This window comes from Exiguobacterium sp., from assembly GCF_020832205.1.
Taxonomy (GTDB): Bacteria; Bacillota; Bacilli; order Exiguobacteriales; family Exiguobacteriaceae; genus Exiguobacterium.
In genome coordinates, this window is the sequence record NZ_JAFIFD010000051.1 from 1 (window position 1) to 25,083 (window position 25,083).

The following is a 25,083-nucleotide window of genomic DNA, read 5'->3' on the forward strand; positions in this document are numbered from 1 at the left end:
ACCGAGAATGACGGCTTGGATCCGGTCCCCTTCCGTCTGCATCTCGGTCAAGATCCCCCCGACCTTTTTTCCGTTCAACAACAGATCATTCGGCCATTTGATCGTGACCGGGATATGTTGTTCGTTGAGCGAACTGGCGAAAGCGCTCGCTGCCATGAGCGTCAATTTCGACGCTTCCCGAATCGGAAGACTCGGACGCAGGATAATGCTCGCTGCGATGTTGACATGGCTCGGGTTGTACCACGTCCGCCCGAGCTGACCGCGCCCGGCCGTCTGCTCTTCGCTCATGACGAGCGTGCCTTCCGGCGCTCCTTTTTGTGCGAACTCGTGGGCGAGCCGTTGCGTCGTATCGACTCGTTCGTACGCATAGACGTTCTGTCCGAACCGGCCACGTCGAAACGAGACGAAAGCCGGTTCATCGAGTCGATCAGTGCGCTCGAGCAGTTGGTATCCTTTTCTTGGAATCGTCTCGATGGCGTAACCGTCTTGTTTTAACGTCTCGATATGTTTCCAAATAGCGGTACGTGAAATATTTAAGCGCCGAGCCAATTCTTGACCGCTCCACACCGCCCCGTCTTGCAACAAATTCAACACTTTTCCTCTCGTTGAAGCCACGACACCGCCTCCTTTCGTAACGTCTCTGAGTCGTTCGCGAGTTGTCCGAGGACGACACTCCGTTCCAAATAAGCGAGGACGCCTTTGATTTCCGCCCCGACCGCCCCGAGCGCGAGCGCGTCACGCCCGTCAAAACGAAGTTGCTTTCGATGTTGGATCGGTAAAGTCCGTTTCAGCTCGGACGCCGACACACCGTCACGTCGTTCCATCCGTAAATACGTGTCGAGCGTCGCTTCTTCCGTCTCGTAGACGGCGAACGTGTCGAGTCCGGTCGAGAACAAGCGGGACAAGACGACGGCTTGGCGCTTCAAGGCGTTCGACCGCTTCCACGGGGCGAGCCAAGCGGCGTCGCCGGCGTGATGGACGAACAACGCCCAGCCCCCGGCCGCATTGACCGGTTTGCGCTCGTCGGCGATGATGTGTTCGACGAGTGGCGCCGTGACGTCCGGGAGATGTTCATGGATGCCGAGGGCGACGAGGTCGGTGAGCGCTTTCTTGTAAGCCGGACCAGCCATCAGTTTCTCAAACTCGATGGCGATCCGCTCCATGGCGATGTGGCGGAGTTTATGACCGAGTGACTCGGCCGCCTGACGCAGCTCCTCGTCTAGTGTGAAATCGAGTTGGGACATGAAGCGGAACGCGCGCATGATACGGAGGGCGTCCTCGCCGAACCGCTCGTACGGGCTGCCGACGGTCCGGATGATGCCCGACTCGAGATCGAGCCGTCCACCGAACAAGTCGACGACGTTTCCATCATGGAACGCCATCGCGTTCATCGTGAAGTCGCGGCGGAGCAAGTCCTCCTCGAGCGAGACGCCGAGCGCGACACGGTCCGGACGGCGGGAGTCAGAATACGTCCCTTCCGAACGGAATGTCGTCACTTCGAACGGATGGTGGTCGAGAATGACCGTCACCGTCCCGTGTTCGATTCCGGTCGGGACCGCTTTCGGGAACAGCGACAGCACCTCGTCCGGGAAGAGCGACGTCGCGATGTCGATGTCGTCCGGCAAGTGGCCGAGCATATAGTCACGGACGGCGCCGCCGACGATGTACGCCTCTCCGCCACGGGCGTTGATCGTCTCGATGATTCGTTTCGCGTATTCCCATTCGGTCATCGGTGCACCACCTGTTCGTATAGATGTTCATAAGCGTTGACGATGTCATGCGAGGCGAACTGTCCGGCCCGTTTCAAACCGCCGGCCCGCAGCTTCGCATGGAGCTCGGGATCGAGCAAAATTGCTTCAAGTGCCGCCGTGGCCCCGGGGACATCCCCGCGAGCGACGACGTAACCTTCGACTCCGTCTGTGATCACTTCAGGCAATCCGCCGGCATCACTGACGACGGACGGGACACCGGTCGCCATCGCCTCGAGCGCGACGAGACCGAACGCCTCTTTGTCTGACAAGAGGACGTGCACGTCACTGATCGACAACAGTTCCGCGACTTGCTCTTGCTTCCCGGCGAAGATGACGTTCTGTTCGAGTCCCATCTCGCTGACGAGACGACGCATCGCGCCCATGAGCGGACCGTCCCCGACGAGCAGCAACTTCTTGTTCGGGACGTTCAGCAGTTTGAACGCCTCGAGGACGAGGTCGATCCGCTTCACTTGCCGGAAGTTCGAGACGTGGATGACGACCCGATCGGTGGCGTTCAAACCGTAACGTTCTCGCAACGCGGAGTCCGCCTGCGGCTTGTACACCGACTCGTCGATGAAATTATGGATGACGTTGATCGTCAAGTCCGGTGCGATCCGCTCGAGCGTCTCTCGTCTCAAACTGTCTGAGACAGCCGTGATGGCGTTCGATTGTCGGAGTCCGTAAAGGATCGCCGGCTTCAATTCCTCGTCTTCCCCGAGCACCGTGATGTCGGTACCGTGCAGCGTCGAGACGATCGGGATCTTCCGACCGGCCATCTCACGCCCGAGCGCGGCACAGACGGCATGTGGCACGGCATAATGGGCATGGATGACGTCTAAACCGAACGCCTCGATCACACTCGCGATTTTTGAGGCGAGCGTGATATCGTATGGCGGGTAGCGAAAGACCGAGTATTGGTTGATCTCGACTTGGTGGAACGTGATATTCGGATGATAGGCGTTCAAGCGGAACGGGATGCTCGACGTGATGAAATGAACGTCATGCCCGCGGTCTGCGAGTTTCATCCCGAGCTCGGTGGCGAGAATGCCTGATCCGCCGACCGACGGATAACAGAGGACGCCGATGCGCAGTTTCATGCGAGATCACCTGCCTTGTGGACGACGTAAGGTTTCACCGTCATGAGTCCCTCGGCATAGTCCGCCCCGATCAAGCTGCCGAAATGACGTTCCCGCGCCCGCACACGCTCGACATATTCGTCCGTGAGCGGGGTCGCGACGCCGTCGACAGGCATGAACTGACTCGCATAAGCCGAGAGCGCCCGCAGTTTCGTCTCGATCGTCTCCGAGATGTCGACACAGACGTCCGGTGTCTCGAGCGCGTTGATCATGTATTGATAGACGGTGTTCGGCCGATAGGCCGGCACGTCCGGTAAGTATTTACGGATACCGGCATTAAAGAGCGCCTCCTCGACGAGACGGGCACAGGCACCGTGGTCAGGATGGCGGTCGACACCGTATGGATACAAGACGTGCGTCGGGCGGTCGGTACGGATGAGTCGGACGAGCGCTTCGACGTGTGCGTCGGTCACCGCGAGTCCCCGGTCCGGGAAGCCGAGATTGACACGACGGACACCGAGCACTTCGTCGGCTTCGGCCGCTTCCCGTGCCCGCGTGGCGACGTCGCCGTTCGATGACAGTTCGGCCCGCGTCAAATCGACGTACATGACCGGGATCCCGTCACTCGTCCATTGGGCTGTCATGCCGGCGATTCCGATTTCGATATCGTCCGGATGGGCCCCGATTGCTACTATTTTCATAAAAATCACCTCTTCTGTGAAAAGTATATCGGACTCACCCGCGAATGTCATATGTTCAGGGTAGTCAATCGAGAGGTTTTTCGAGTACGCTACTAGATGGGAGGTGAACCGAATGACGGTACAGTTGCCGATTCGATTTCGCAATATATTTTTCATCTTAATAGGTTCATTTATTTTCGCGTTTGGCGTTTACCATTTCAACGTCCAAAACAATCTGGCGGAGGGCGGTTTCACCGGGATCACCCTAATCTTGCGCGGCCTGTTCGATCTTTCGCCGTCGATCACGAACTTGGCGCTCAACATCCCGCTCTTCTTCGTCAGCTACAAGCTGCTCGGGCGGACAACGTTCATCTATACGCTCATCGGTACGTTCAGCTTTTCAATTTGGTACGCGCTCATCGCCAAATATTCGACTCTCGTCATCGACTTGACCGATGATATGGTGCTCGCGAGTTTGTTCGCCGGACTGTTCATCGGCGTCGGTCTCGGCATCATCTTTAACAACGGGGGCACGACCGGCGGCGTCGACATCATCGCCCGCCTCGTCCAGCGGTACGTCGGCTGGTCGATCGGTAAGACGTTCCTCGTCTTTGACTTCTTCGTCATCGTCCTCAGCTTGACGTACCTCGAAATCCATGAGGCGATGTATACGCTCCTCGCGGTTTATATCGGGGCTCGCGTCATCGATTCGATGCAGGAAGGGACGTATGCCGGCAAAGCCGCGATGATCATCAGCGACCACCGGACGGCGATCGCCGACGGCATCCATGCGACGATGAACCGCGGGACGACACGACTCATCGCCAAAGGCGGATATTCGAACAAAGAGCTCGAAGTGCTTTACGTCGTCGTCGGGCGCAACGAAGTGAACCGTCTGAAAACGATTGTCAAACAAATCGACCCGCATGCGTTCGTCACGTTCCACCACGTGTATGAAGTCGGCGGTGAAGGGTTCACGTTCGATGAGAACCGGGTCCCGTTAAAATGAAGTAACCCACTTGCTTCCGTTCCGTGCTCGGACCGTTAGAGGCGGACTAGCCCGACGGCACTTTTCTTAAGGATGCCGAGTGGAGACGAGACACGTTTTAGTCACGGATGTCGGAAAGATTGCATCGGTCCGTATCGTTACGACATGCGGACATAAAACAGGCCACGAGAGCGATGTATTCGCTCCTCGTGGCCTGTTTTCGTTCGAACGGTCGCTGGCTCATGAGGCGCCCGCTTCGTCATCGTTCGATATGGACAATCTCAAAGTCGAGCGTCCCGCCCGGTGAATCAATTGAAACCGATTGACCGACGACGCATCCCATCAAGCCGTTGCCGAGCGGGGACGTCACGGAAATTGTCCCTTCCGCCAAATCGGCTTCGAGTTCCCCGACGAGGCGATACGTCTCTTCGTCCCCGTTCGGTATCTCGCGAATGACAACTTGGCTTCCGAACGCGACGACGTCGGGACGACCCGTTTCGACGATGACGGCATCAGCGAGCAGACGCTCAAGTTCGACAATTTTAGCTTCGATTCGCTCTTGTTCGCGGACCGCCTCCGTATAGGTGACGTCTTCACGAAAGTCGCAAAATTTACGTGCGTCCTTCACACGCTCAAGCGCCCGCTTTCTTCCGGCTTCGCGCAAGTCGGCGAGCTCTTCTTTTAACCGGGCATATCCTGCGCTCGTCAATTTTCGTCCCATCATCGGTCCCCTCCTTTAAAGGTAAAAAATCCCGTCCAAAGACGGGATTGGTTTTAGTCGTTTCGCGGCATGAAGACGATGAGCGCCAAACGGATGAGTTCGGCGACGGCGACGAGTGTCGCCGCGACGTACGTCCAAGCAGCCGCATTGAGCACTTTCCGTGCGCCTGATTCTTCTGTCGCCGTCACGATGCCGTGACTCGTCAGTTCAGCCATCGCACGCTTCGAAGCGTCGAATTCGACCGGAAGAGTCACGAGCTGGAACATGACCGCACCGAGCATCATGATGACACCGAGTTGGGCGAGTCCCATCGCACCTAAGAGGAAACCACCGAGAAGGAGTGGGAACGACAAGTTCGACGTGATGTTCACGACCGGGACGAGACGATGACGGACACGCATCATCTTGTAGTCGGTCGCGTCTTGAATGACGTGCCCGATCTCATGGGCCGCGATCGCAGCAGATGAAATCGTCGAGCCTTGGTACACTTCACGCGACAAGCGGACGACTTTGTTGACCGGGTCATAATGGTCGCTCATCAAGCCATCGACCATCTCGATTCGGACATCGCGGACGCCGTTTTGTTTCATGATGAAGTCGGCGACTTGAGCGCCGGTAACCCCACTTTGGAGACGTTGCTGTAAAAATTTCTTATACGTGCTTTTCACTCGCATCTGAGCCCATAACGGGATGAGCATGATCAGTGCAAGATAGAAAATATAGCCACCTAATGACATTTTCTATATCACCTCTGCGTGTATTTGATACTTCGATTTTACATTCTTATGACCTTATTATCAAGTGAACTGCGCAGGATGAGCTTGTATCCCACAAAAAAACACAATCCCGTAAGCCAGAACGAGCCGTAGCCGATCCACATGATATGCTCGGCGAGCGACGGATAACGCGGCCATTGGCCGAGAACGTAGTCGACGACGTCGTTATGGACGACCCAAATCAACGTCAAGACGAACGACCGAACCGTCCATTTCATGAACGGTGCGTACAACAGTGCCTGGAACGCCATCGCCCCGTGCGACACCATGAGCATGACGGCCATGAGCACCGTGACGGTCTCGGCATCACTCCCGAGCGTCCGCAAGAACAGCAAGTTCATGACGACGGCCCAGAGGCCATATTTGATGAGCGTAATAAACGCGAGCGTCTCCATGAGCGGTGACTTCTTCCCCGCGATCCAAAGACCGAGCACGATCGTGAAGAAAAGTGACGCCGTCGGGCTGTCTGGGACGAACGGCCAATACAGGAGCGGGGTGTCGCGTAGCTGTGGCTCGTACCAAACGTATCCGTAGATTGTTCCGAGCAAGTTAATGACGAACAGCGTCATCAAGACGATGCGATGAGTGAGCAGTGGGCGCAACATATGTAGCATTCGAGTGAACCATCCTTTTTTCTCTATTGTAGCGTGCGTGGACGAGAAAAGTAAAAGAAGTGTAACCCGTTTGACGGGGCTACACTTCTAGGCGTGTGTTATTCGTTGTTCTCTCCGCCTTCACCGTATGAAGCGATGAATTCAGACATGGCTTGAAGGTCTTCGTCCGAGCCTTCCCATTGTCCGGCCGGCATGGCCCCGATCCCGTTGACCGAGATTTCAGCAATCTCTTCAGCTGTATAAGCTGTTCCAACAAGAGGTGGTGCCGCTGCGCCGCCTTCAAGGTTCTGACCGTGACAGTTGACACAAGACTGGGCCGCGTAAATCTCGTAACCCGGCGCCGCCGTGTCGATTTCCGGGCCTTCGCCCGGTACGACGAGAATCCCTTGCTCGTGAACTTGGTCCCAGTGCGTCGTTTGGACCGATTCCCACGTCAAGTAGACGATTGAAAGGATACCGAGCAACATGAAACTGACCGCGACCGGGCGTTTCGCCGGGCGACGTTCAAGTCCTTGGTCGAGCCAAGGCGCGATGAGAAGCGCGGTGAACGCTACCCCCGGCATGATGACTGTCCCGAGTAAAATCCAATCTCCAGCCGCGAACTGGTATTTGAGCAATTGATACAAGAACAAGAAATACCAGTCCGGAAGCGGAATGTATGACGTGTTCGTTGGATCGGCGATATTTTGGAGCGGTGGCGCCTCGACGATTGTCAAAGCGATGAATCCGATCAAGAAGACCGACCCGACCATCCACTCCTTCAGCAAGAAGTTCGGCCAGAACGCTTCAGTGCGTCCTGGGTATTCTGAATAGTCTTTCGCAATATTTTGTTTCCGATTCGAGATTCCTACTCGAGAGTCGGTCACAAATTTCATCCCTTTACCGCGATGCATATCGTTTCTCCCCCTTTTTTCCTCGTACCGGCTTAAAGCGGTCCAGAAATTCCTTGTTTACGAATCATCAAGAAGTGAGCTCCGAGAAGTCCGAACAAGGCCGCCGGCAAGAAGAAGACGTGAACGGCGAAGAAGTTCGTGAGCGTCCGCGCACCGACAATCTCGCCACCGGCGAGAAGCGTCTTAGCGATGCCACCGATGACCGGGACACTCTCTGCAATCTGAAGCGTAACTTTCGTCGCGAACAACGCTTTCATATCCCATGGCAACAAGTAACCTGTGAGACCGAGCGCCAAGACGACGAAGAACAATAGGACACCGACGACCCAGTTGAGCTCGCGCGGCTTTTTATACGATCCGGTAAAGAATACGCGGAGCGTATGTAAGAACAACATGACGATGGCGACCGACGCACCCCAGTGGTGCATCCCACGGACGATTTGGCCGTGTGCGATCTCATTTTGCAAGTAATATACCGACGCGTGCGCGTTGATGATATCCGGCACGTAATACATCGTCAAAAACATCCCTGACAGGATTTGAATGACGATCGTGAAGAACGTCAAACCGCCGAAGCAATATACAAATGCTGAAAAGTGATGGGCAGGGTTGACGTGTTCTGGAACTTCATGGTCAGCGATGTCGCGCCATAACGGCGTGATGTCGACGCGTTCATCGACCCAATCATAAATCTTTTGTAACATCGACTATTCCCCCTCTCACAACTGTGTGACTGGACTGCCCAAGTATAGGAAGCCGTCTTTTTCTTCTTTTTCATAACGGGCAAGTGGTGATGTCGGAGGCGTACCAGGAATGTTCGTCCCGTCTTTCGTATAACGTCCGAAGTGACACGGGCAGAAGAATTCTGTCGGGCGCGTCGGATCGCCGCCGTAACCTACTTGACAGCCTAAGTGTGTACAGATCGGAGACAGGGCAATAACCTCTCCGCTCTCATCTTTGAAGACCCAAGCTGAAAGCGTTTCTTCAAATTCATACCAAGCGTCTTGCGTTTGTTTTTTAAAGTCGACACGTTGCGGCTCAGTCGTGATGTCATCGAGACTCATAACTCGTACTTTGTCGCCCGCATCCGATTTTTTGAGTACCGGATCGATCGCAAAGTTGACCATCGGACTGATCAATGTTGCCGCCATAAAGCCACCTACTCCAGTCAGCGTGTACGTTAAGAACTGACGGCGTGTGACTTTTGACCCTTTTTGAGCCATTTCGTTCCCCCCTCATTCGTGTGCATAACCCCATAATTCTTTATGCATTCTTCACAAAAATTTCTCACTCAACAAAATAGTATATCAATAAAACCTCTACGTCAACCGCTTCATGTCGCCATCCAACGGCCCGAAAGCTCGGTGATGACTTGCGTCGCAAAATTTTGAACCATCGTATGCGACTGCTCGGCCGACATGCCTTTTAACGCAAGCGGCGGCACGAAGATGATCGGTAACTCGAACGCTTTGAAGCGAACGTCTGAAGAGATGAACAACACGTGTGTGAACCCCGACGCCGTCGCCTTGTCGTAAACCGCCTCGCTCAACGCATGACCGGCATCTACGTCCACGTAACTGATCGTCGGGCTGAGCATCGTCCGTCCAGAGAGTTGTCGTTCGGTCTCGAGCGCTACCGCTTGGACCACTTCATAACTTTCGGCCTTGCGGACCATCTCGTCATCAAACGCCAATTCTGCGAGTGGAACGATGAGCGTATCGACGTATTGACGCTCCGTCAATGAACGTTTGGCATCTTGACTATCGAACCTCATCTTCACCCTCCTCTCTAGACATGATTCATCATGTCTATTGTATCGCACCTTCGTTCATTGCTTGTTCAAAGTTATGAACGAAATGTGAAATTATTGTGTATTCCTACGTCATTAATATACCAAAAAACAAGCGCAACCCATAACGGAAGCGCTTGTTTTTCCTAAAATAATTTTGAGGCCCGGACTTGATGGAGCTTGCTCGTCAAATTCCGAAACAACTTCTCATCGCGACGGTCGAGTGCCTCATCGATCTCGACGAGCAGCCGCTCTTCTTCAAACTGGGCGACAGAAGCGCGAATGACCGTCTGGGCCGATGTCGTCACTTCGTCCCTCACTTCAGCGACGGGTTCGAACGGGTTCGGTTCGACGATGTCGACCCAACTCTCATCGATCATCATGCCTTGGAAATTGAGTTCGACGTAAATCGCACCGTCATGAAGCCGAATGTCATGATACGCCTTTTCCGGGTTGACGGTGACGAGATCGCCACGCCGGTAGCGGAACGGCTCCCCGTCGAATCCATAAGCCGTCATGACGAGACTGCGCGGTGACACCGAGGCGTTCGTCACGAAGTGGACGTTGCCGAGTTTCTCCGGATGTCTAAGCCAGTAATCGATAATCCATTTGGCCTCTCGTTTACGAAGCGTATGATGAGCGAGAAATCGCTTCAAGAAATTCTTTTTCCGCTCCACCATATGACCCCATCTCCTTTATATCGATTAATCGCGATCCGTCAACTGATCGAGCCGCTCTTCAAGCACTTGGCGGTCGTCCACGTCGACGGAGAGCGCAAGCGTTTGCTCGAGCACTCGTTGTGCTTTGTCTCGCTGTCCTTCTTCTACTAACAGTGTAGCCCATTCCATCGCAAATGACACGTCCTCTTTATAAACGTCTTCAATCGACGCATACAACGTGACGGCTTGATCATACACTTCAAGCTCATAGGCCGCTTTCGCTTTGTACCATGTCATGAGCGGCGACGTCGAATGATCCTCGAGCGCATCGATCGTCTCGATGACCGCTTCCATGTCGCCCGTTTCAAACAACACCGACAGGAGCAGTTCGGTCGCTTCGAGCGATTCCGGGTTCAACGCGAGCGCTTCCCGGAGCTCTGTGACCGCTTCGTCGACTCGGTTTTGGCGAAGGTACAGCTTCGCTTTCACCGTCCGCAACTCATCGTTGTAATCATCGCGGTCGATACCTTGCCCGATCATCTCGAGCGCCTCGTCGATCCGGCCGAGCGCCTCGAGGGCTTCCGTGTACGGTAAATAGAGCGACGTGAAGTCAGGGTCCATCGTCCGGAGCTCTTCGAACTGCTTGACAGCCACCTCGTCACGGCTGATCCGATGCGCCGTCATGGCGTGTCCGAACACCGTGTTCAAGTTGCGGTCTTTCGTCTTCTCGAACTCATCGAGCGCCTCTTCGAACGAGCCGATCATCGTGAGCGCTTCAGCGTAGTCGGCTTGATAGTCAATCTCTTCAGGCAGTTTCAAATGCGGCAGTCGCGCATACAACGGTACGGCCTGCTCGAACGATCCGATCGAGGCGTATAGTTCGGCGAGGCCGTAGACGAGCAGCGGCTCGTCCGGGTTCGCCTCGAGTGCCTCCATCAATTTTTTGACGGCGACTTCATCGAGTCCTTGGGACTGATATAAGTCGGCGAGCAAGACGAGACTTCGGACGTGGGCTTCCTTGTCCGTCGCTTCGATCTTTTCAAGCACGGCGATCGCTTCTTCCTCACGGTCGCTGTCGAGGTACGCTTCCGCGAGCGACAAGGCGACGTGCGGGTTACCGGCATAATCGACATACAAGGCGGCGAGCACGTTCACGGCCCGATCGGCGAGGCCGAGCTCGAGATACAAGTCGGCGATGGCGAGCCGATCTTCGTCTGAACCGTCCTTCTCGAGCGCTTCGAGATGCATGAGGGCGTGCTCCGTCTCGCCTGTTTCGAGCATCTCAATGATATGGTTTAATTCTGTTTCATCTAACATCCTATCTTCCTCCTACCGACAACAGCTATTGACGTTATTCTATCTCACGGCCGAGCCGTTGTAAATCGTCACGGAAATGCGGGTAGCTGACGTCCGATACTTCCATCCCTTCGATGTCGACCGTCTCCTCGGTCAAGAGGGCGGCCACTTGTAACATCATCGACAGCCGGTGGTCACCGTTGGCCCGCACACGGCCCCCGCGGATTTGACTCGGATGGACGATGAAGCCGTCCTCTGTCTCATGAATGTCGATCCCGAGCGCCCGTAATTCCGTCACGACCGTCACGATGCGGTCGGTCTCTTTCACCCGAAGCTCGGCCGCGTCACGAACGACAGACGGGCTCGACGCCTGGGAAGCGACGAGCGCAAACAATGGCAGCTCATCGATTTGGTGCGGGATGGAAGCGCCCGACAACTCGACACCGTGAAGTTCGCTCGTCGATACGGTCACGTCCGCTACCGTCTCTTCACCGAGCGGGCGAACGCGCTCGACATCAACGTTCGCCCCCATCCGTTCAAGTGTCCGCAAAAAACCGATCCTCGTCTCGTTCAAACAAACGTCGGTCGTCGTCACCCGACTGTTCGGGGTAATGGCGGCCCCGGCCCACAAGAAAGCGGCCGATGACGGATCTGCTGGAATCGTCACCGTCGTTCCTTTGAGCTGTGACGGCGTCACCCGAATGAGGCGAACGCCGTTCTCTTCATCGATCGTGACCGTTCCGCCGAACAACGGCAACAACCGTTCGGTATGGTCACGCGACAACACCGGCTCGCGTACGACCGTCTCGCCGTCTGCCCGGAGTCCAGCCAAAAGGACGGCCGACTTCACTTGGGCACTTGCGACGGGAAGGGTATAGTCGATCCCATGCAATCTTCCCCCGGTAATGTGTAGCGGGGCGTGGTCCCCGGCAATCGTCGCGTTCATTTGGCGGAGTGGCGTCGTCACGCGGCGCATTGGCCGTTTTGAGAGCGAAGCGTCGCCAGTCAACACGAATTCTCCGTCGTAGCCGGCCAACAATCCGGCCAACAGGCGCATCGTCGTCCCCGAGTTCCCGCAGTCGAGTGTCGCCGCCGAAAGCGTCCGGACACCTGTGATGACGAGTTCGTCCGGCGTTTCCTCGACCGTGGCCCCGAGACGACGGACGGCTTCGATCGTCGACCGGCAGTCCTCCCCGAGTAACGGTTTCAAAACGACCGTCCGACCGGCCGCGACCGCCCCGAACATGATGGCACGATGCGTGATCGATTTATCGCTCGGTACGCGAATGGTTCCGTTCAATCCCATTTTGCATCCACCCTCTCATTTGATTGAATACGGCCTCGAGCCGTTCTGGTGTGACAGGTTCGACCGTGACTCGCTCGCCGAGCAAGACGAAGCGCACGTCGCCGTCACGATTCTTCTTATCCCGCTTCATCTTCGCCGCGTACACATCGAACGGTTGCCAGTCGATCGGCGTGACGTCGTGTTGTTTGATCCACGCCGTGAGCAGTTCGGCCCGCCGAACGTCGCCGGCGACCAGAAACGCGTACACCATTCCATACAGGACGGCCTCTCCGTGGGCGAGACGATACTGTTCGACCGACTCGAGCGCATGGCCGAACGTATGACCGAAATTGAGCCAAGCGCGCACACCTTCTTCACGCTCATCCGTTTCGACGACACGCCGCTTCACTTCGATCCCGCGTGCGAGCCAGATCGTCCAATCGAGCGGACCTGTCTCGAGTGCCGCGAACAGTTCCTCTTCGAACGAATCACAAAGGACGTAGCGGGACAAATAGGCGTGTTTGATCAGTTCGCCGAGTCCGCTCAACACCTCGCGATCGGCGAGCGTCTCCAGAAGTGTGACGTCATAGTGGACTCCGACCGGTTGATAAAAGGCGCCGATCGCATTTTTGGCGAGCGGATGATTCACCGCGACTTTGCCGCCAACTGCCGAGTCGTGGGCTAATATCGTCGTCGGTACTTGCGCGTAACGGACGCCCCGCATATAGACGCTCGCGAGAAAACCGGCCAAGTCTCCGACCATCCCCCCGCCGAAGGCAAGAATGAGCGTCTCCCGGTCACACCCGGCCGTCAGCCCTTCTGCGACGAGACGTTCAATCGTCTCGAGCGACTTCGAACCGTCACCAGGCGGTACGACCGACCAGACGACTGACGGATGAACGGCCGCGAGGCGGCGGCGCAGCGAGGCGCCGTGTCGCTCGTCGACCGTCTCATCGGTCACGACCCAGACGGACGAGCACGAAAAATAAGGAACGCGGTCGAGCCAGGCATCACCGCGTTCAATCGTTACTTCATATGGGCGCGAGGCGTCGATGTGAATCGTCACCATGTACGGACCTCCTCGCGGTAAGCCGCGACGCGGCCTTGAATCCGTCCGACCGTGTCATGCCCGAACGTCTCGCACAGCTCGCGGGCGAGTTCGAACGCGACGACCGCCTCGACGACGAGCGAAGCCGCAGGCACGGCACAGGCGTCACTTCGCTCGATTTGAGCGAGGAACGCTTCTTTCGTCTCGATGTCGACTGACGGGAGCGGTTTATAAAGCGTCGGGATCGGTTTCATGACCGCCGTACAAATAATCGGCATCCCGGTCGTCATGCCGCCCTCGAATCCGCCGAGGTGATTGGACAGTCTCGTATAGCCGGTGTCGCCATATGCGATCGGGTCCATCACTTCAGAACCCGGACGATACGCCATGCCGAAGCCGTCACCGAACGCAACGCCTTTGATCGCATTGACGCTCATGACCGCCTGGGCGATTTTCGCATCAAGTTTTCGGTCATATTGGACGTATGACCCGAGGCCCGGGATGACCCCGTGCACTTCTGTCGTGACGACGCCGCCGAGTGAGTCACCCGCCGCTTTCGCCTCGTCGATCAATCGCATCATCCGTTCGGCCGCGTCAGCGTCGAACGTTCGCACCGGGGAAGCTTCGACCGCCGCCATCAAGCTTTGTTTCGAGTCGGCTTCCGTTGCTTCCGCCTCGACACCGCCGATCACGTTCACATAGCTGAACACGGTCATCCCGACCGTTGCGAGCAATTGCTTGCTGAGGGCACCGACAGCGACTCGCGCCGCTGTCTCACGGGCGCTTGAACGCTCGAGCACGTCCCGAAGATCGCGATGGTCATATTTGAGTCCGCCGACCAAGTCAGCGTGGCCCGGGCGCGGCCGGACGACGCGCCGTTTCACTTCGAGATCGTCCGCGATCGGCTCGGCTTGCATGACGTTGCGCCAATGGGTGTGGTCTTTGTTTTCAATCCAAAACGAGATCGGGGCGCCCGTCGTCCGTCCGTGACGAATCCCGGCTTTGACTTCGACGCGGTCGGACTCGATTTGCATCCGCCGTCCCCGGCCGTAACCCGATTGTCGTTTTTTCAGTTCTTGATTGATCGCATCGATATCGACGTCTAGCCCTGCCGGCACTCCTTCGACGATAACGGTCAAACCTGGTCCGTGTGACTCTCCTGCCGTCAAATAACGCATACGCGACACCTCACTCTTCAAATTTTTCATAAAAGAAACTTTGCTTCATCCGATAGCCGTAGCGTTTCGGTTGGAAAATCTGCTCGGTCCCGCCGACGAATAACATGCCGCCCGGTCGCAGTGACCGATGGAACGATTTATATACTTTCTCTTTCGCTTCCTCGGTGAAATAAATCAAGACGTTGCGGCAGACGATCAAATCAAAGTTACGCTCGTACAAGTCGGCGAGCAAGTTATGTTTTTTGAACGTGACAAGCTTTTTAATATCTTCCGTGATGTAATAGTCGTCACCGCGCCGCGTGAAATAACGTTGACGAAACTCGTCCGGCAAATCGACAAGGGCGCGTTCATGGTACTTTCCTTGCTTCGCTTTTTCGAGCACCACGTCGTCTAAGTCCGTCGCCGTAATCGAGAACTGGGCAGGTGACAAATGCTTGGATAGCAACATCGCTAGCGAATAAGGCTCTTCTCCCGTCGAACAAGCCGCACTCCATACCCGGAGCTTCCCTTGGCTTCTCCGAATCAAATCCGGCAAGATGTCCGTCTCGAGCTGCTGCCAACGGATCGGATTCCGGTAAAATTCGCTGACGTTGATCGTCATTCGGTCGAGAAACTCTTCGTAAAGCCCACGGTCTGCCTCCATCGCTTTAAAGTACTCGATGAACGTGGCGTAGCCTTTCTTCTCCCGGAGGGCAATCATCCGGCGCTTCATTTGTGCTTCCTTATATAAATTCAAGTCGATTCCAGATTTCATATAAAACTTCTTCACGAAGATGGCATAATCATTTATCACCAGTTCCAACCTCAATTCTTTCTCTTCTCCTATATGTTCATACGTGTCGTGACGAAAGCGCTTTATTACCAATAGAAAAAGGGACAGGTCGCCCCGTCCCTTTCCTCGTCATCAAACGTGTGATGCTTCAGAGGCAAACCAGAGCGACAGTTCGCGCTCGGCGCTTTCTAAGCTATCGGACCCGTGGATGACGTTTTGAGACATCGTCGAGGCCAAGTCGCCGCGAATCGTCCCCGGCTGTGCATCAAGCGGGTTCGTCTTCCCGATCATCATGCGCGAGACGGCGATGACGTTCTCGCCTTCCCACTCCATCGCCACGACAGGACCTGACGTTAAAAAGGCGACGAGTTCTCCGAAGAACGGTTTTTCGTTATGTTCCGCATAGTGCGCTTCTGCGGTTTCTTTTGACGGCGTCATCATCTCGAGCCGGTTCAACGTGTACCCTTTGTTCTCAAAGCGCGTGATGATTTCCCCAATCAAACCGCGCGCCACGCCGTCCGGCTTTACCATTAAAAATGTCTTTTCCATTCCCCTAATCCCCCTAAATCAATGTGTGTACCATGTACTCTATCAGTTTACACGGTCACTCCCATTAATGAAAGGGGTTACAACGTCCAAATCACCATTTTCGTTTGCCGATATATTCGGCGATCTCAATGAGTGAACGTTTGTCTGGCACGTCAGGTAACGGCTCGAGCCGCTCAATCGCGCGACGTACATAGCGATCGATCGTCCGCTGGCTCCGTTCGAGCGTCCCGTTGCGTTGTACTTCACGCACGAGCGTTTGGGTCAACTCGTAACTGGACGTCTGGGTGACTTGTTTCAGCCGATCATAAAACAACGGGTCTTCCGCTGAATAGAAGAGCGGTAACGTTTTATGGCCGTGCTTCAAATCTTCACCGACCGGTTTACCGAGCTGAAAACTTTTCGCCGTGAAATCGAGGAGGTCGTCTGTCATTTGGAACGCCATCCCGATATCATACCCGAACAGCCGAAGCTGTTTGACGACTTCAGGGGAAGCGCCCGAAACGACGGCGCCGGCCGCGCAGCTCGTCTCGATGAGAAGCGCCGTCTTCCGGGCGATCCGGTCCAAGTAGCGCTTCGGGGATTGCGCCCAATCGTATTGATCTTGGATTTGGTTGATTTCCCCGATACAAATCAACTCCATCGTCTCGGCCATGATTTGCATCACTTCCGGTGAATCGACTTCTGAGACGAGACGGATCGCCTCGCCGAACAACGTGTTTCCCGTATACATGGCGACGCGCTCATCGTAACGTTCCATGACGGTCGGCTTGCCGCGTCTGAGCGTGGCGTCGTCGATGACGTCATCGTGGACGAGCGACGCCATATGGATCAGTTCGAGACTGGCCGCCACTTTTGTCAAACGAATATCGTTGTCTTGTCCGAACGCGGCGCTCAACAGAACGAACGCGGGCCGGATTCGTTTGCCGCCGGCGTCGAGCAGTTGTCTCGAGGCCGCGTCAATGACCGGATGATCCGTACGGACGCGCGTCGACAAGAAGCGATCGATTTGGTCGATTTCGCGGTTCATGTGCCGATACAGTCGCTTCAAAGACATCGGTCACCACTTCTTTCCTAGGTGCATGGCACATGCACCGCCGGAGAACGGCTTCACTTCGACTTGCTCGAATCCGGCCTCTTCGAACATCCGCTTGAGCGTCAATCGGTCCGGAAACTCATCGGTCGACTCTTGCAGCCATTTGTATTGGTCGTATGAGCCGGCGAACAGTTTGCCAAAGAGCGGCATGACCGTCCCGAAATAAAACCGGTACAACTCGCTGAAGAGCGGCGCGGTCGGTTGGCTCGTCTCGAGACAGACGACCGTTCCTCCTGGTTTCAAGACGCGGTGCATCTCACGGAGCACGGTCATATAATCCGGGACGTTACGCAACCCGAACCCGATCGTCACATAGTCAAACGAGTCATCCCCGAACGGCAACGCCATCGCATTGCCATGAATGAGCTCGATCGTCGGCATGTCCGCTACTTTTTCGTTTCCGACGGCGAGCATGTTCTCAGAGAAGTCGAGTCCTTTGACGACGCCTGTGTTGCCTGCAGCCGCGGCGAGTTGAATCGTCCAATCGGCCGTCCCGCAACACACATCTAAGCATTTGGCACCCGGAAACACTTGCATTTGCCGCATCGTCGCTCTACGCCACCATTTATGGAGGCGAAAGCTGATGATCGAGTTCATCGTATCGTAGCTCGGTGAAATTGATTGAAACACGTCATATACTTTTTGCTCTTTTTCTTTCGGTTGCAACACGTAACATCCTTTCCGTTCTAAGCGACAGCATGCGCAAGAAGCGTCGATAGCTGTTCTCGTTGTTCTTGGCGCAGTCTTGTTGCCCTTTGTTCGATGACTTGTTTCCCGAACGACGTCAAATAAGATTGACCGATCAATTCAGAAAACGTCTTGACCAACCCAAAGTTCGCTTCCATCCAAGTTGCGACCGATATGTCGTCGTCTAAAGCGAGCGTACATTTTGCCCCGTTGACGAGTTGGACCGTCTGTCCGAAGCGATTGCTATAGTCGGCCGGGAACAGCGCTAATATTTTATAAAATTGAGCCGATGCGAAGTCCCCCGCAAGCACGTTCAATTGGCGTTCGAGAGAACCGTTCGGACAATCCTTTACTTGATCGTGGAGCTCGAGTGCCTGATGCGCAAAGTAAGTGGCGAGCACGAGTTGCCGCTCTTCGGTTGATTCGTTGTCAATCAGTTCGACCATCCAACGAAGTAAAGGCATGTCGACTGCGGGTACAATCTCGTGTCTCGTCAAATACGGATGATTCATGCGTCCTTCGATTTGACGAGCAAGGTCGGTGACAACGCTTTCGTTTGTCCACTGTTCCATGCTATTCCCCCTCGTCTTCTTCGTTGTCATTCTGACATAGTATAGCACATTTTTGTCACATTCACGCCATTCGAACTCGTAAACGGACACAAAAAAGCCGCCTTGCGGCGACTTATGTACTGCCCATTATTTAACTGCGTCTTTGAGCGCTTTACCAGCTTTGAAAGCAGGGACTTTGCTCGCAGGGATTTCGATATCTTCTTTCGTACGTGGGTTGCGACCTTTACGGGCAGCACGCTCACGAACTTCGAAAGTACCAAACCCGATCAATTGAATTTTCTCACCGTTTTGGAGTGCTTCAGTGATTGATTCAAATGTAGCTTCTACCACTGTCGTCGCTTCTTTTTTCGAAACGCCAGCTTTCTCAGCAACTGCTTGGATCAATTCAGTCTTGTTCATCACGATTCACCTCCTCTCACAGAGAGTTTACGGGATTAATCATATCGTACAAACGTTGATATGACAACATTTTTTAAGCAATAAGCATATTTTGGACGCGCTTCCCGGATCAGTTGTTTAAAAACTCAACGTCGCCTTGTTCATTTATCGTATAGCCTTGCGAATAAGCCGGGGCGAATGGTGAATCATTATAGAGCAAATACCGAATATCTTCACCGACTTCAGGCGTCGCATTCGTGTTTTCAAGCGCCGCTTCGAGGTCGGCCCGGTAGTCGACAAATAATTGCCCACTCCCATCCACGTATATCGGAAGCTCGTTATCGGTGTACGGACTCGGGATTTTCGGTTCATCGGCGACGAAGACGAGATCGTAGTCAATCGTGAACTGGTTTTTTCCGAGCGATCCATCGAACGGGAACTTGCCTTCTTTGATGCGGAACGAGTTAATGTTCGTCTGCAACTGTTGCAGACGTTCCGTCACGCGTAAATCGATCAATTTCACGGCCGGTTCGGTCTCAACGTCGACGAGGACGTATAAAAACAGTCCGCCGCCTTCAAAGCTGTTCGCCGGCGGGTCGGCCATATAACCTGGGACGAGTCGGCCGAATTCGATCGGGTACCGCTCCATGAGCGGCGTCTCCGCCGGCTTCGTCTTGATCGGCAATACCCCGGCCGTCTCTTTGAACGAGTCGACGGCCGTCTGCACGGACCGCAACTGGTCGTCGTATGGAACGTTGTCGACACGGTTCGTCTGCGGGAACATGCAACCGCTAAGTACGGTCGCCGCCAACAGGCTGACAGTTAATAACATTCGTTTCAACAGTTTATCCTCCCGTCGGTCCCGAGGCGACCACATAAATCATAATGAGCGTCCCGAATAAAAAAATAACGAATGCGATGACTCGCACGAGTGTCGCGAACCAGCCCGAAAGCTTCGTATGGCTCACGGCTACCATGAGCGCGGCAATCGCGAACGCCCCGATTCCTGCGAATGAAATCCACATTTTGATGAGTGACGGTGTCACGTCTATCCCCTCGACTTTCTCTTTAATTCTCTCTCCGTACATTAGTGTAGCAAAAAAAAGCGAGGAACTGAACGAAAACGTCAGTCCCTCACTTCTTCGTCACCCTCGAAATGGAATACTTCCTCCATTTCATGCTTTTGCGGGCGTCTCATCAACTTTTTCACTTCATCATGCGGGCTCTTGCCTTCGAACAGGACGTTATAGAGCGCTTCGGTGATCGGCATCTCGACGCCGGCCTCACGGGCGAGCGTATGCGCCGCCTCACAGGCACGCACTCCTTCGACGACCATTCCCATTTGACCGAGCACGTCTTCGAGTTTCTCGCCGCGGCCGATCGCGTTCCCGGCCCGCCAGTTGCGACTATGTTGTGACGTCGCCGTCACAATCAAGTCGCCGATCCCGGTCAATCCAGAGAACGACGCCGGGTTGGCCCCGAGCTTCACACCGAGCCGGGCGATCTCGACGATGCCTCGCGTCATGAGGGCCGCTTTCGCGTTATCCCCGTATCCGAGGCCGTCGGTCATTCCGGCGGCGAGAGCGATGATGTTTTTCAACGCACCGCCGTACTCCGCCCCGATGACGTCCGAGTTCAAATAAACTCGGAATTGATCGTTCGTGAGCAGTTCTTGAATCTCGTCGGCGACGTCTAAATCTTCACAAGCGATGGTGATCGTCGTCAGTTTACGCACGGCCACTTCTTCGGCGTGAGTCGGACCGGTCAACACCCCGATCGCGCGACGTTTTGACGGCGCGACTTCTTCTGCGATGATTTCAGACAGCCGTTTATGCGTCTTCGGTTCGATCCCTTTCGCGGCGTGGACGATGACGGCCGGTTCCGTAAGAAGTGTATTTAACTCCCGGGACACCGGTCGAATCGCCGAGCTCGGGACGACGAGAAAGATGATCGACCGTCCGTCGATCGCTTCTTTCAAATCGGTCGTTGCCCGGATCGATTCCGGCAACGGCGCATCTTTCAAGTACGTCGTATTCGTATGCGACGTGTTGATCTCTTCGACGTGATCTTCCTCACGACCGTAGAGCAATACGTCATGACCGTTGTCAGCGAGGACGAGCGATAACGCCGTTCCCCAACTTCCTGCGCCGATGACAGCTACTTTTGCCATATGAGGCACCCCCATCACTAGTTTTTCTGACGAGCCACGATATGAACCGGAGTTCCGGTAAAATCAAACGCGCGGCGAATCTGGTTATCTAGATAACGCTTGTAGGAGAAGTGAAGCAACTCCGGATCGTTGACGAACAATACGAACGTCGGCGGCTCGATGGCCACTTGCGTCGCATAGTTAATCTTGAGTCGTTGTCCTTTGTCCGTCGGTGTCGGGTTCATCGCGACGGCATCGACGATGACGTCATTCAACACGCTCGTGCCGATACGGCGACGATGCGACTCGGCCACTTGGTTGATGACCGGAAGAAGCGTCTGCAACCGTTTTGACGTGAGCGCCGACAAGAAGACGATCGGGGCATAGTCGAGGAACAAGAACTCTTTTCTGATCTCTTCTTCCATCTTTTTCATCGTCTTGTCGTCTTTCTCGACGGCATCCCATTTGTTGACGACGATGACGATCGCCTTCCCGGCCTCGTGGGCGAGTCCGGCGACACGTTTATCTTGCTCGATGATGCCTTCTTCGCCGTCGAGGACGACGAGGACGACGTTCGAACGTTCGATCGCCTTTTGGGCACGCATGACGCTGTAACGTTCCGTTGACTCGTATACTTTGCCGCGCTTTCGCATCCCGGCCGTATCGATGATGACGTACTCTTGACCGTCACGCGTGAACGGTGTATCGACCGCATCGCGTGTCGTACCGGCGACATCCGAGACGATGACGCGTTCTTCTCCGAGAATCGAGTTCGTCAAACTTGATTTACCAACGTTTGGACGTCCGATGAGGGAGAAGAGGATCACGTCTTCATTGTATTCGTACTCGTCCTTGTCTGGCGCGAGCTCGAACACCTTGTCGAGCAAATCACCGAGACCGAGGCCGTGCGTTCCCGAGATCGGGAACGGGTCGCCAAATCCGAGCGAGTAGAACTCATACATGAGATCACGCATCTCGAAGTTGTCGACTTTGTTGACAGCGAGCACGATCGGCTTGTTCGAACGGAACAATAAGTTCGCGACTTCTTCGTCCGCTGCCGTGATGCCTTCCCGTCCGTTTACCATGAAGATAATGACATCCGCCTCATCGATGGCAAGCTCGGCTTGGTGACGCATCTGGACGAGGATCGGCTCGTCGCCGACCTCGATCCCGCCTGTATCGATTAGATGGAACTTGCGGTTCAACCACTCACCCGTACCGTAAATACGGTCGCGTGTCACTCCCGGTTTATCGTCGACGATCGACACGCGATCACCGATAATCCGGTTGAAAATCGTGGATTTCCCAATATTCGGGCGGCCTACGATGGCCACTGCTGGAATTCCCATAAAAACACCTCTCTAACTTTCATTCAATAAATAATCGTTTCTAAATGCAACTGTACTATCATATCACAGCGGAAATTCGGTGACCATACAAAAAGAAGCGGGAGCACGACTCCCGCTTGAACGACCGTCTTATTTAGAATCGTCCGAAGACTCTTCGCCTGTGAGTTCAGAGACGGAGAATCCCCCTTGGTCACTGTATTCGTCAAGGAGCGCCTTGTCTTCATCGTGTGAAGCTTCGGCTGACTCGAGCGCACGCATCGAGAGTGAAATCTTTTTCTCGTCGAGATGCACATCGAGTACTTTCACTTTCACTTCTTGCCCTTCTGACAACACTTCAGACGGCGTCGCGATATGACGGTTCGCGATTTGCGAGATGTGGAGCAACCCTTCGACTTGCGGGGCGACTTCGACGAACGCACCGAACGTGACGAGACGTTTCACTTTCCCGGTAATGACATCACCAGGTTGAATCTGGCCTTCGACCGATTCCCAAGGACCCGGTTGCGTCTCTTTGATCGACAACTTCACTTTCTCGTTGTCGAGATCGAGGCCGAGTACTTTCACTTTCACTTTGTCGCCTTCTGTCACGACATCACTCGGTTTTTCAACACGGCTATGCGCCATTTCCGAGATGTGGACGAGGCCATCGACGCCACCGATATCGACAAACGCACCGAAGTCAGTCAGACGTTGCACCGTTCCTTCGATAATTTGCCCGACTTCGAGCGATTCGAGCGTCTCAGCTTTTTTCGCGCTCATCTCTGCTTCAGCGACCGCTTTGTGCGAGAGAATGACGCGATTCTTTTCACGGTCGATCTCGACGACTTTGACCGTGATCGGTTTATGCAAGTATGATGAGAAGTCCTCGACGAAATGACTTTCGACGAGCGAGGCCGGGATAAATCCGCGAATCCCGATGTCGACGACAAGACCGCCTTTGACCTTGTCTTTTACCATGACTTCGAATACTTCACCTGATTCGTATTTTTCGACGATTTGATCCCAAGCTGCCTCGGCATCCACGTCTTTCTTCGATACGACAACCTCTTCGTCCGTGACTTTCTTCACTTTGACACGGATTTCGTCGTTGACATGGAGTGATTCGTTTAAATCGTCTAAATGCATGCTTGATACTTCGCTGATTGGCAAAATCGCCTCGGTCTTGTAACCGATATCGATTAACGCTTGCTTGTCCTCGATTTTGACGACTGTACCGGTCACGATTTGACCTCGATTAATTTCAAAATCAGGCATATCTTTCATTTCTTCGACCATTCCAACACTACCCCCTCACGATGAGTACAAAAAGGAGCGCCCAAAGGCGCTTAACACCTAGTATAAACTTCTTATAATTCCGAAGATTTGTCAAGGTGTTATCAGATTAGTACCTTTCCTCGCAACAGATTAAACCTGAATTTAACGAACGTTCCGTGAATGCTCTTTGTACAATCCGTTGATTCGCGCCATGATCAAGTCGGCTGCGGCTTGCGCGCTCGCTTTGTTTGCTTTTAAGGCAGACAAGTCGACCGGTTCACCGATGACGACTTTCAGCCGTTTACGGAACTTGTATTCACCGATGATCGCGATCGGCAACACAGCCGCCTCGGAGCGAAGCGCGAAGAAGCCGACACCGGCTTGCGCTTTCCCGAGCGTCCCGTCTTTTGAGCGGGTGCCTTCCGGGAAGATCGAGATGACCTCGTCTTCCTTCAACTTTTGAAGGACGACGCGAAGCGCCTGGCGATCTCCTTCCCCGCGCGAGACCGGGATTTGACCGGACCGGTTCAAAATGTGCTTCAATACCGGCACGTTGAACAGCTCTTTCTTAGCGAAGAAACGGAGCTGGCGTTGTTTTGGCATCGCCCCGGCCAACAAGACCGGGTCCCAGTTTGACTGGTGGTTCGAGCAGACGATCATTGAGCCGTCGAGCGGGACGTTTTCGCGGCCGACGTACTCCACCCGGAAGCTCAACCTCCGAATGATGTTGACGACGCCGACCGTGAGCCGATACATGCCGAACGGTCCGTTGTTGAGCGGCTTCATCGGTTGATCACCTGCTTCATCAACTGCTCGATCGCCATGACGACACCGTCGATCGACAAGTCGGTCGTATCGAGGAAATGGGCGTCATCGGCTTGACGGAGCGGCGCGACGACGCGTTCAGAGTCTCGTTTATCACGAAGGGCAATTTCTTCTTTCAGCTGTTCGAAGTTGCTCGGGATCCCTTTTGCCACGTTCTCTTCGTGGCGCCGGCGAGCCCGTTCTTCCACGGTCGCGGTCATAAACACTTTCAAGTCGGCAGACGGCAAGACGTGCGTACCGATATCACGGCCGTCCATGACGATCCCACCTTCACGCGCGAGGTCGCGCTGCAAGTCCATAAGCGCGTCGCGCACTTCAGCTTGTCTCGCAACGAAGCTGACGTTATTCGTCACTTCACTTGAGCGAATCTCGTCCGTCACTTCCGCGACCCCGTCGAACACCCGTTGCCCGGATTCACTCGGAACGAGACGCAAGTCCATGTGGTGGATCATCGCAGCGAGCGCCGGACCGTCTTCAAGACCGATTCCTTCTTTGAGCGCCCGATACGTGACGGCGCGATAAATCGCCCCTGTATCGATATAGACGTAGCCAAGTTTTTTGGCAAGTGTTTTGGCAATCGTGCTTTTACCGGCTCCGGCCGGTCCATCTAGTGCAATCTGTAACGGTTTCATCATAAAAATTGGGTATCGGCTGCTCCCGATACCCGCCTCCTCTCGGTCATTTGTTCCGAGAACATCATA

At 54.8% G+C, this 25,083-nt stretch carries 30 protein-coding genes; 1 reads left to right on the forward strand and 29 read right to left on the reverse strand.

The window, feature by feature from the left end; translation table 11 throughout:
* From JJU47_RS13645 to bshB1, 4 genes are all read right to left on the reverse strand, one after another.
* On the reverse strand, nucleotides 1-615 hold a 615-nt coding region (locus tag JJU47_RS13645), incomplete at its 3' end, for a biotin--[acetyl-CoA-carboxylase] ligase (RefSeq protein WP_228620447.1).
* Nucleotides 588-1,730, reverse strand: a complete 1,143-nt coding sequence (locus JJU47_RS13650) for a CCA tRNA nucleotidyltransferase (protein ID WP_228620449.1) — start codon at nucleotides 1,728-1,730, stop codon at nucleotides 588-590. The genes JJU47_RS13645 and JJU47_RS13650, both read right to left, overlap by 28 nt.
* A complete protein-coding gene (bshA, locus tag JJU47_RS13655) occupies nucleotides 1,727-2,848 on the reverse strand; it encodes an N-acetyl-alpha-D-glucosaminyl L-malate synthase BshA (RefSeq protein WP_228620452.1) in 1,122 nt (373 codons plus the stop codon). The genes JJU47_RS13650 and bshA overlap by 4 nt, the downstream gene beginning before the upstream one ends.
* A complete protein-coding gene (bshB1, locus tag JJU47_RS13660; protein WP_300997944.1) occupies nucleotides 2,845-3,528 on the reverse strand; it encodes a bacillithiol biosynthesis deacetylase BshB1 in 684 nt (227 codons plus the stop codon). Before bshB1 ends, bshA begins: the two co-directional genes overlap by 4 nt.
* Before the next feature lie 112 nt (nucleotides 3,529-3,640).
* Here bshB1 and JJU47_RS13665 point away from each other — a divergent pair, with 112 nt between their 5' ends.
* A complete protein-coding gene (locus JJU47_RS13665; RefSeq protein WP_228620456.1) occupies nucleotides 3,641-4,516 on the forward strand; it encodes a YitT family protein in 876 nt (291 codons plus the stop codon).
* Nucleotides 4,517-4,754: 238 nt separating this feature from the next.
* Here JJU47_RS13665 and greA read toward each other — a convergent pair whose 3' ends face one another.
* From greA to cmk, 25 genes are all read right to left on the reverse strand, one after another.
* Entirely contained in the window at nucleotides 4,755-5,219 is a 465-nt protein-coding gene (gene greA / locus JJU47_RS13670; RefSeq protein WP_228620458.1) for a transcription elongation factor GreA, read from the reverse strand.
* A gap of 50 nt (nucleotides 5,220-5,269) precedes the next feature.
* The gene (locus JJU47_RS13675) at nucleotides 5,270-5,953 is read right to left on the reverse strand and encodes a zinc metallopeptidase (RefSeq protein ID WP_228620460.1); all 684 of its coding nucleotides are present in this window, start codon (nucleotides 5,951-5,953) and stop codon (nucleotides 5,270-5,272) included.
* Between the two features lie 38 nt (nucleotides 5,954-5,991).
* Nucleotides 5,992-6,606, reverse strand: coding sequence for a DUF1405 domain-containing protein (locus tag JJU47_RS13680; protein ID WP_228620462.1), 615 nt, complete (start codon nucleotides 6,604-6,606; stop codon nucleotides 5,992-5,994).
* 98 nt (nucleotides 6,607-6,704) lie between these two features.
* Nucleotides 6,705-7,499: a menaquinol-cytochrome c reductase cytochrome b/c subunit gene (locus JJU47_RS13685; RefSeq protein ID WP_228620464.1), complete on the reverse strand. Its 795-nt coding sequence runs from the start codon at nucleotides 7,497-7,499 to the stop codon at nucleotides 6,705-6,707.
* Between the two features lie 32 nt (nucleotides 7,500-7,531).
* Entirely contained in the window at nucleotides 7,532-8,203 is a 672-nt protein-coding gene (gene qcrB, locus JJU47_RS13690) for a menaquinol-cytochrome c reductase cytochrome b subunit (RefSeq protein WP_024370190.1), read from the reverse strand.
* A gap of 15 nt (nucleotides 8,204-8,218) precedes the next feature.
* Nucleotides 8,219-8,722, reverse strand: a complete 504-nt coding sequence (locus JJU47_RS13695) for a QcrA and Rieske domain-containing protein (RefSeq protein WP_228620466.1) — start codon at nucleotides 8,720-8,722, stop codon at nucleotides 8,219-8,221.
* 110 nt (nucleotides 8,723-8,832) lie between these two features.
* On the reverse strand, nucleotides 8,833-9,273 hold the full coding sequence (locus JJU47_RS13700; protein ID WP_228620468.1) for a DUF2487 family protein: 441 nt from the start codon (nucleotides 9,271-9,273) through the stop codon (nucleotides 8,833-8,835).
* 161 nt (nucleotides 9,274-9,434) lie between these two features.
* Nucleotides 9,435-9,968: a ReoY family proteolytic degradation factor gene (locus JJU47_RS13705; protein ID WP_228620470.1), complete on the reverse strand. Its 534-nt coding sequence runs from the start codon at nucleotides 9,966-9,968 to the stop codon at nucleotides 9,435-9,437.
* 24 nt (nucleotides 9,969-9,992) lie between these two features.
* Nucleotides 9,993-11,264 carry a tetratricopeptide repeat protein gene (locus tag JJU47_RS13710; RefSeq protein WP_228620472.1) on the reverse strand — a complete coding sequence of 424 codons (1,272 nt, stop codon included), beginning with the start codon at nucleotides 11,262-11,264 and terminating at the stop codon, nucleotides 9,993-9,995.
* Between the two features lie 34 nt (nucleotides 11,265-11,298).
* On the reverse strand, nucleotides 11,299-12,549 hold the full coding sequence (gene aroA / locus JJU47_RS13715; RefSeq protein ID WP_228620474.1) for a 3-phosphoshikimate 1-carboxyvinyltransferase: 1,251 nt from the start codon (nucleotides 12,547-12,549) through the stop codon (nucleotides 11,299-11,301).
* Nucleotides 12,512-13,597: a 3-dehydroquinate synthase gene (locus tag JJU47_RS13720; protein WP_228620476.1), complete on the reverse strand. Its 1,086-nt coding sequence runs from the start codon at nucleotides 13,595-13,597 to the stop codon at nucleotides 12,512-12,514. Before JJU47_RS13720 ends, aroA begins: the two co-directional genes overlap by 38 nt.
* Nucleotides 13,591-14,754: a chorismate synthase gene (gene aroC, locus JJU47_RS13725; RefSeq protein ID WP_228620478.1), complete on the reverse strand. Its 1,164-nt coding sequence runs from the start codon at nucleotides 14,752-14,754 to the stop codon at nucleotides 13,591-13,593. Before aroC ends, JJU47_RS13720 begins: the two co-directional genes overlap by 7 nt.
* A 10-nt stretch (nucleotides 14,755-14,764) precedes the next feature.
* Complete coding sequence (locus tag JJU47_RS13730; protein ID WP_228620536.1) at nucleotides 14,765-15,544, reverse strand: CheR family methyltransferase; 780 nt, start codon at nucleotides 15,542-15,544, stop codon at nucleotides 14,765-14,767.
* A gap of 114 nt (nucleotides 15,545-15,658) precedes the next feature.
* Nucleotides 15,659-16,075 carry a nucleoside-diphosphate kinase gene (ndk, locus tag JJU47_RS13735; RefSeq protein ID WP_228620480.1) on the reverse strand — a complete coding sequence of 139 codons (417 nt, stop codon included), beginning with the start codon at nucleotides 16,073-16,075 and terminating at the stop codon, nucleotides 15,659-15,661.
* A 91-nt stretch (nucleotides 16,076-16,166) separates the two neighbouring features.
* Nucleotides 16,167-17,129 carry a polyprenyl synthetase family protein gene (locus JJU47_RS13740; RefSeq protein WP_228620482.1) on the reverse strand — a complete coding sequence of 321 codons (963 nt, stop codon included), beginning with the start codon at nucleotides 17,127-17,129 and terminating at the stop codon, nucleotides 16,167-16,169.
* Between the two features lie 3 nt (nucleotides 17,130-17,132).
* Nucleotides 17,133-17,837 (reverse strand): demethylmenaquinone methyltransferase, encoded by a 705-nt coding sequence (locus JJU47_RS13745; protein ID WP_483298131.1) that lies wholly within the window; start codon nucleotides 17,835-17,837, stop codon nucleotides 17,133-17,135.
* 17 nt (nucleotides 17,838-17,854) lie between these two features.
* A complete protein-coding gene (locus JJU47_RS13750; protein WP_228620486.1) occupies nucleotides 17,855-18,427 on the reverse strand; it encodes a heptaprenyl diphosphate synthase component 1 in 573 nt (190 codons plus the stop codon).
* Nucleotides 18,428-18,553: 126 nt separating this feature from the next.
* Nucleotides 18,554-18,826, reverse strand: coding sequence for an HU family DNA-binding protein (locus tag JJU47_RS13755; RefSeq protein ID WP_228620488.1), 273 nt, complete (start codon nucleotides 18,824-18,826; stop codon nucleotides 18,554-18,556).
* A 109-nt stretch (nucleotides 18,827-18,935) separates the two neighbouring features.
* Nucleotides 18,936-19,637 carry a hypothetical protein gene (locus tag JJU47_RS13760; protein WP_228620538.1) on the reverse strand — a complete coding sequence of 234 codons (702 nt, stop codon included), beginning with the start codon at nucleotides 19,635-19,637 and terminating at the stop codon, nucleotides 18,936-18,938.
* Between the two features lie 13 nt (nucleotides 19,638-19,650).
* Nucleotides 19,651-19,851: a DUF2768 domain-containing protein gene (locus JJU47_RS13765; RefSeq protein ID WP_228620490.1), complete on the reverse strand. Its 201-nt coding sequence runs from the start codon at nucleotides 19,849-19,851 to the stop codon at nucleotides 19,651-19,653.
* An 80-nt stretch (nucleotides 19,852-19,931) separates the two neighbouring features.
* A complete protein-coding gene (locus tag JJU47_RS13770) occupies nucleotides 19,932-20,975 on the reverse strand; it encodes an NAD(P)H-dependent glycerol-3-phosphate dehydrogenase (protein ID WP_228620492.1) in 1,044 nt (347 codons plus the stop codon).
* 17 nt (nucleotides 20,976-20,992) lie between these two features.
* On the reverse strand, nucleotides 20,993-22,303 hold the full coding sequence (gene der, locus JJU47_RS13775) for a ribosome biogenesis GTPase Der (protein WP_228620494.1): 1,311 nt from the start codon (nucleotides 22,301-22,303) through the stop codon (nucleotides 20,993-20,995).
* A gap of 129 nt (nucleotides 22,304-22,432) precedes the next feature.
* A complete protein-coding gene (rpsA, locus tag JJU47_RS13780; RefSeq protein ID WP_228620496.1) occupies nucleotides 22,433-23,578 on the reverse strand; it encodes a 30S ribosomal protein S1 in 1,146 nt (381 codons plus the stop codon).
* A 141-nt stretch (nucleotides 23,579-23,719) separates the two neighbouring features.
* A complete protein-coding gene (locus JJU47_RS13785; RefSeq protein WP_228620499.1) occupies nucleotides 23,720-24,343 on the reverse strand; it encodes a lysophospholipid acyltransferase family protein in 624 nt (207 codons plus the stop codon).
* Entirely contained in the window at nucleotides 24,340-25,017 is a 678-nt protein-coding gene (cmk, locus tag JJU47_RS13790) for a (d)CMP kinase (RefSeq protein WP_228620501.1), read from the reverse strand. Before cmk ends, JJU47_RS13785 begins: the two co-directional genes overlap by 4 nt.
* Nucleotides 25,018-25,083 lie beyond the last annotated feature (66 nt).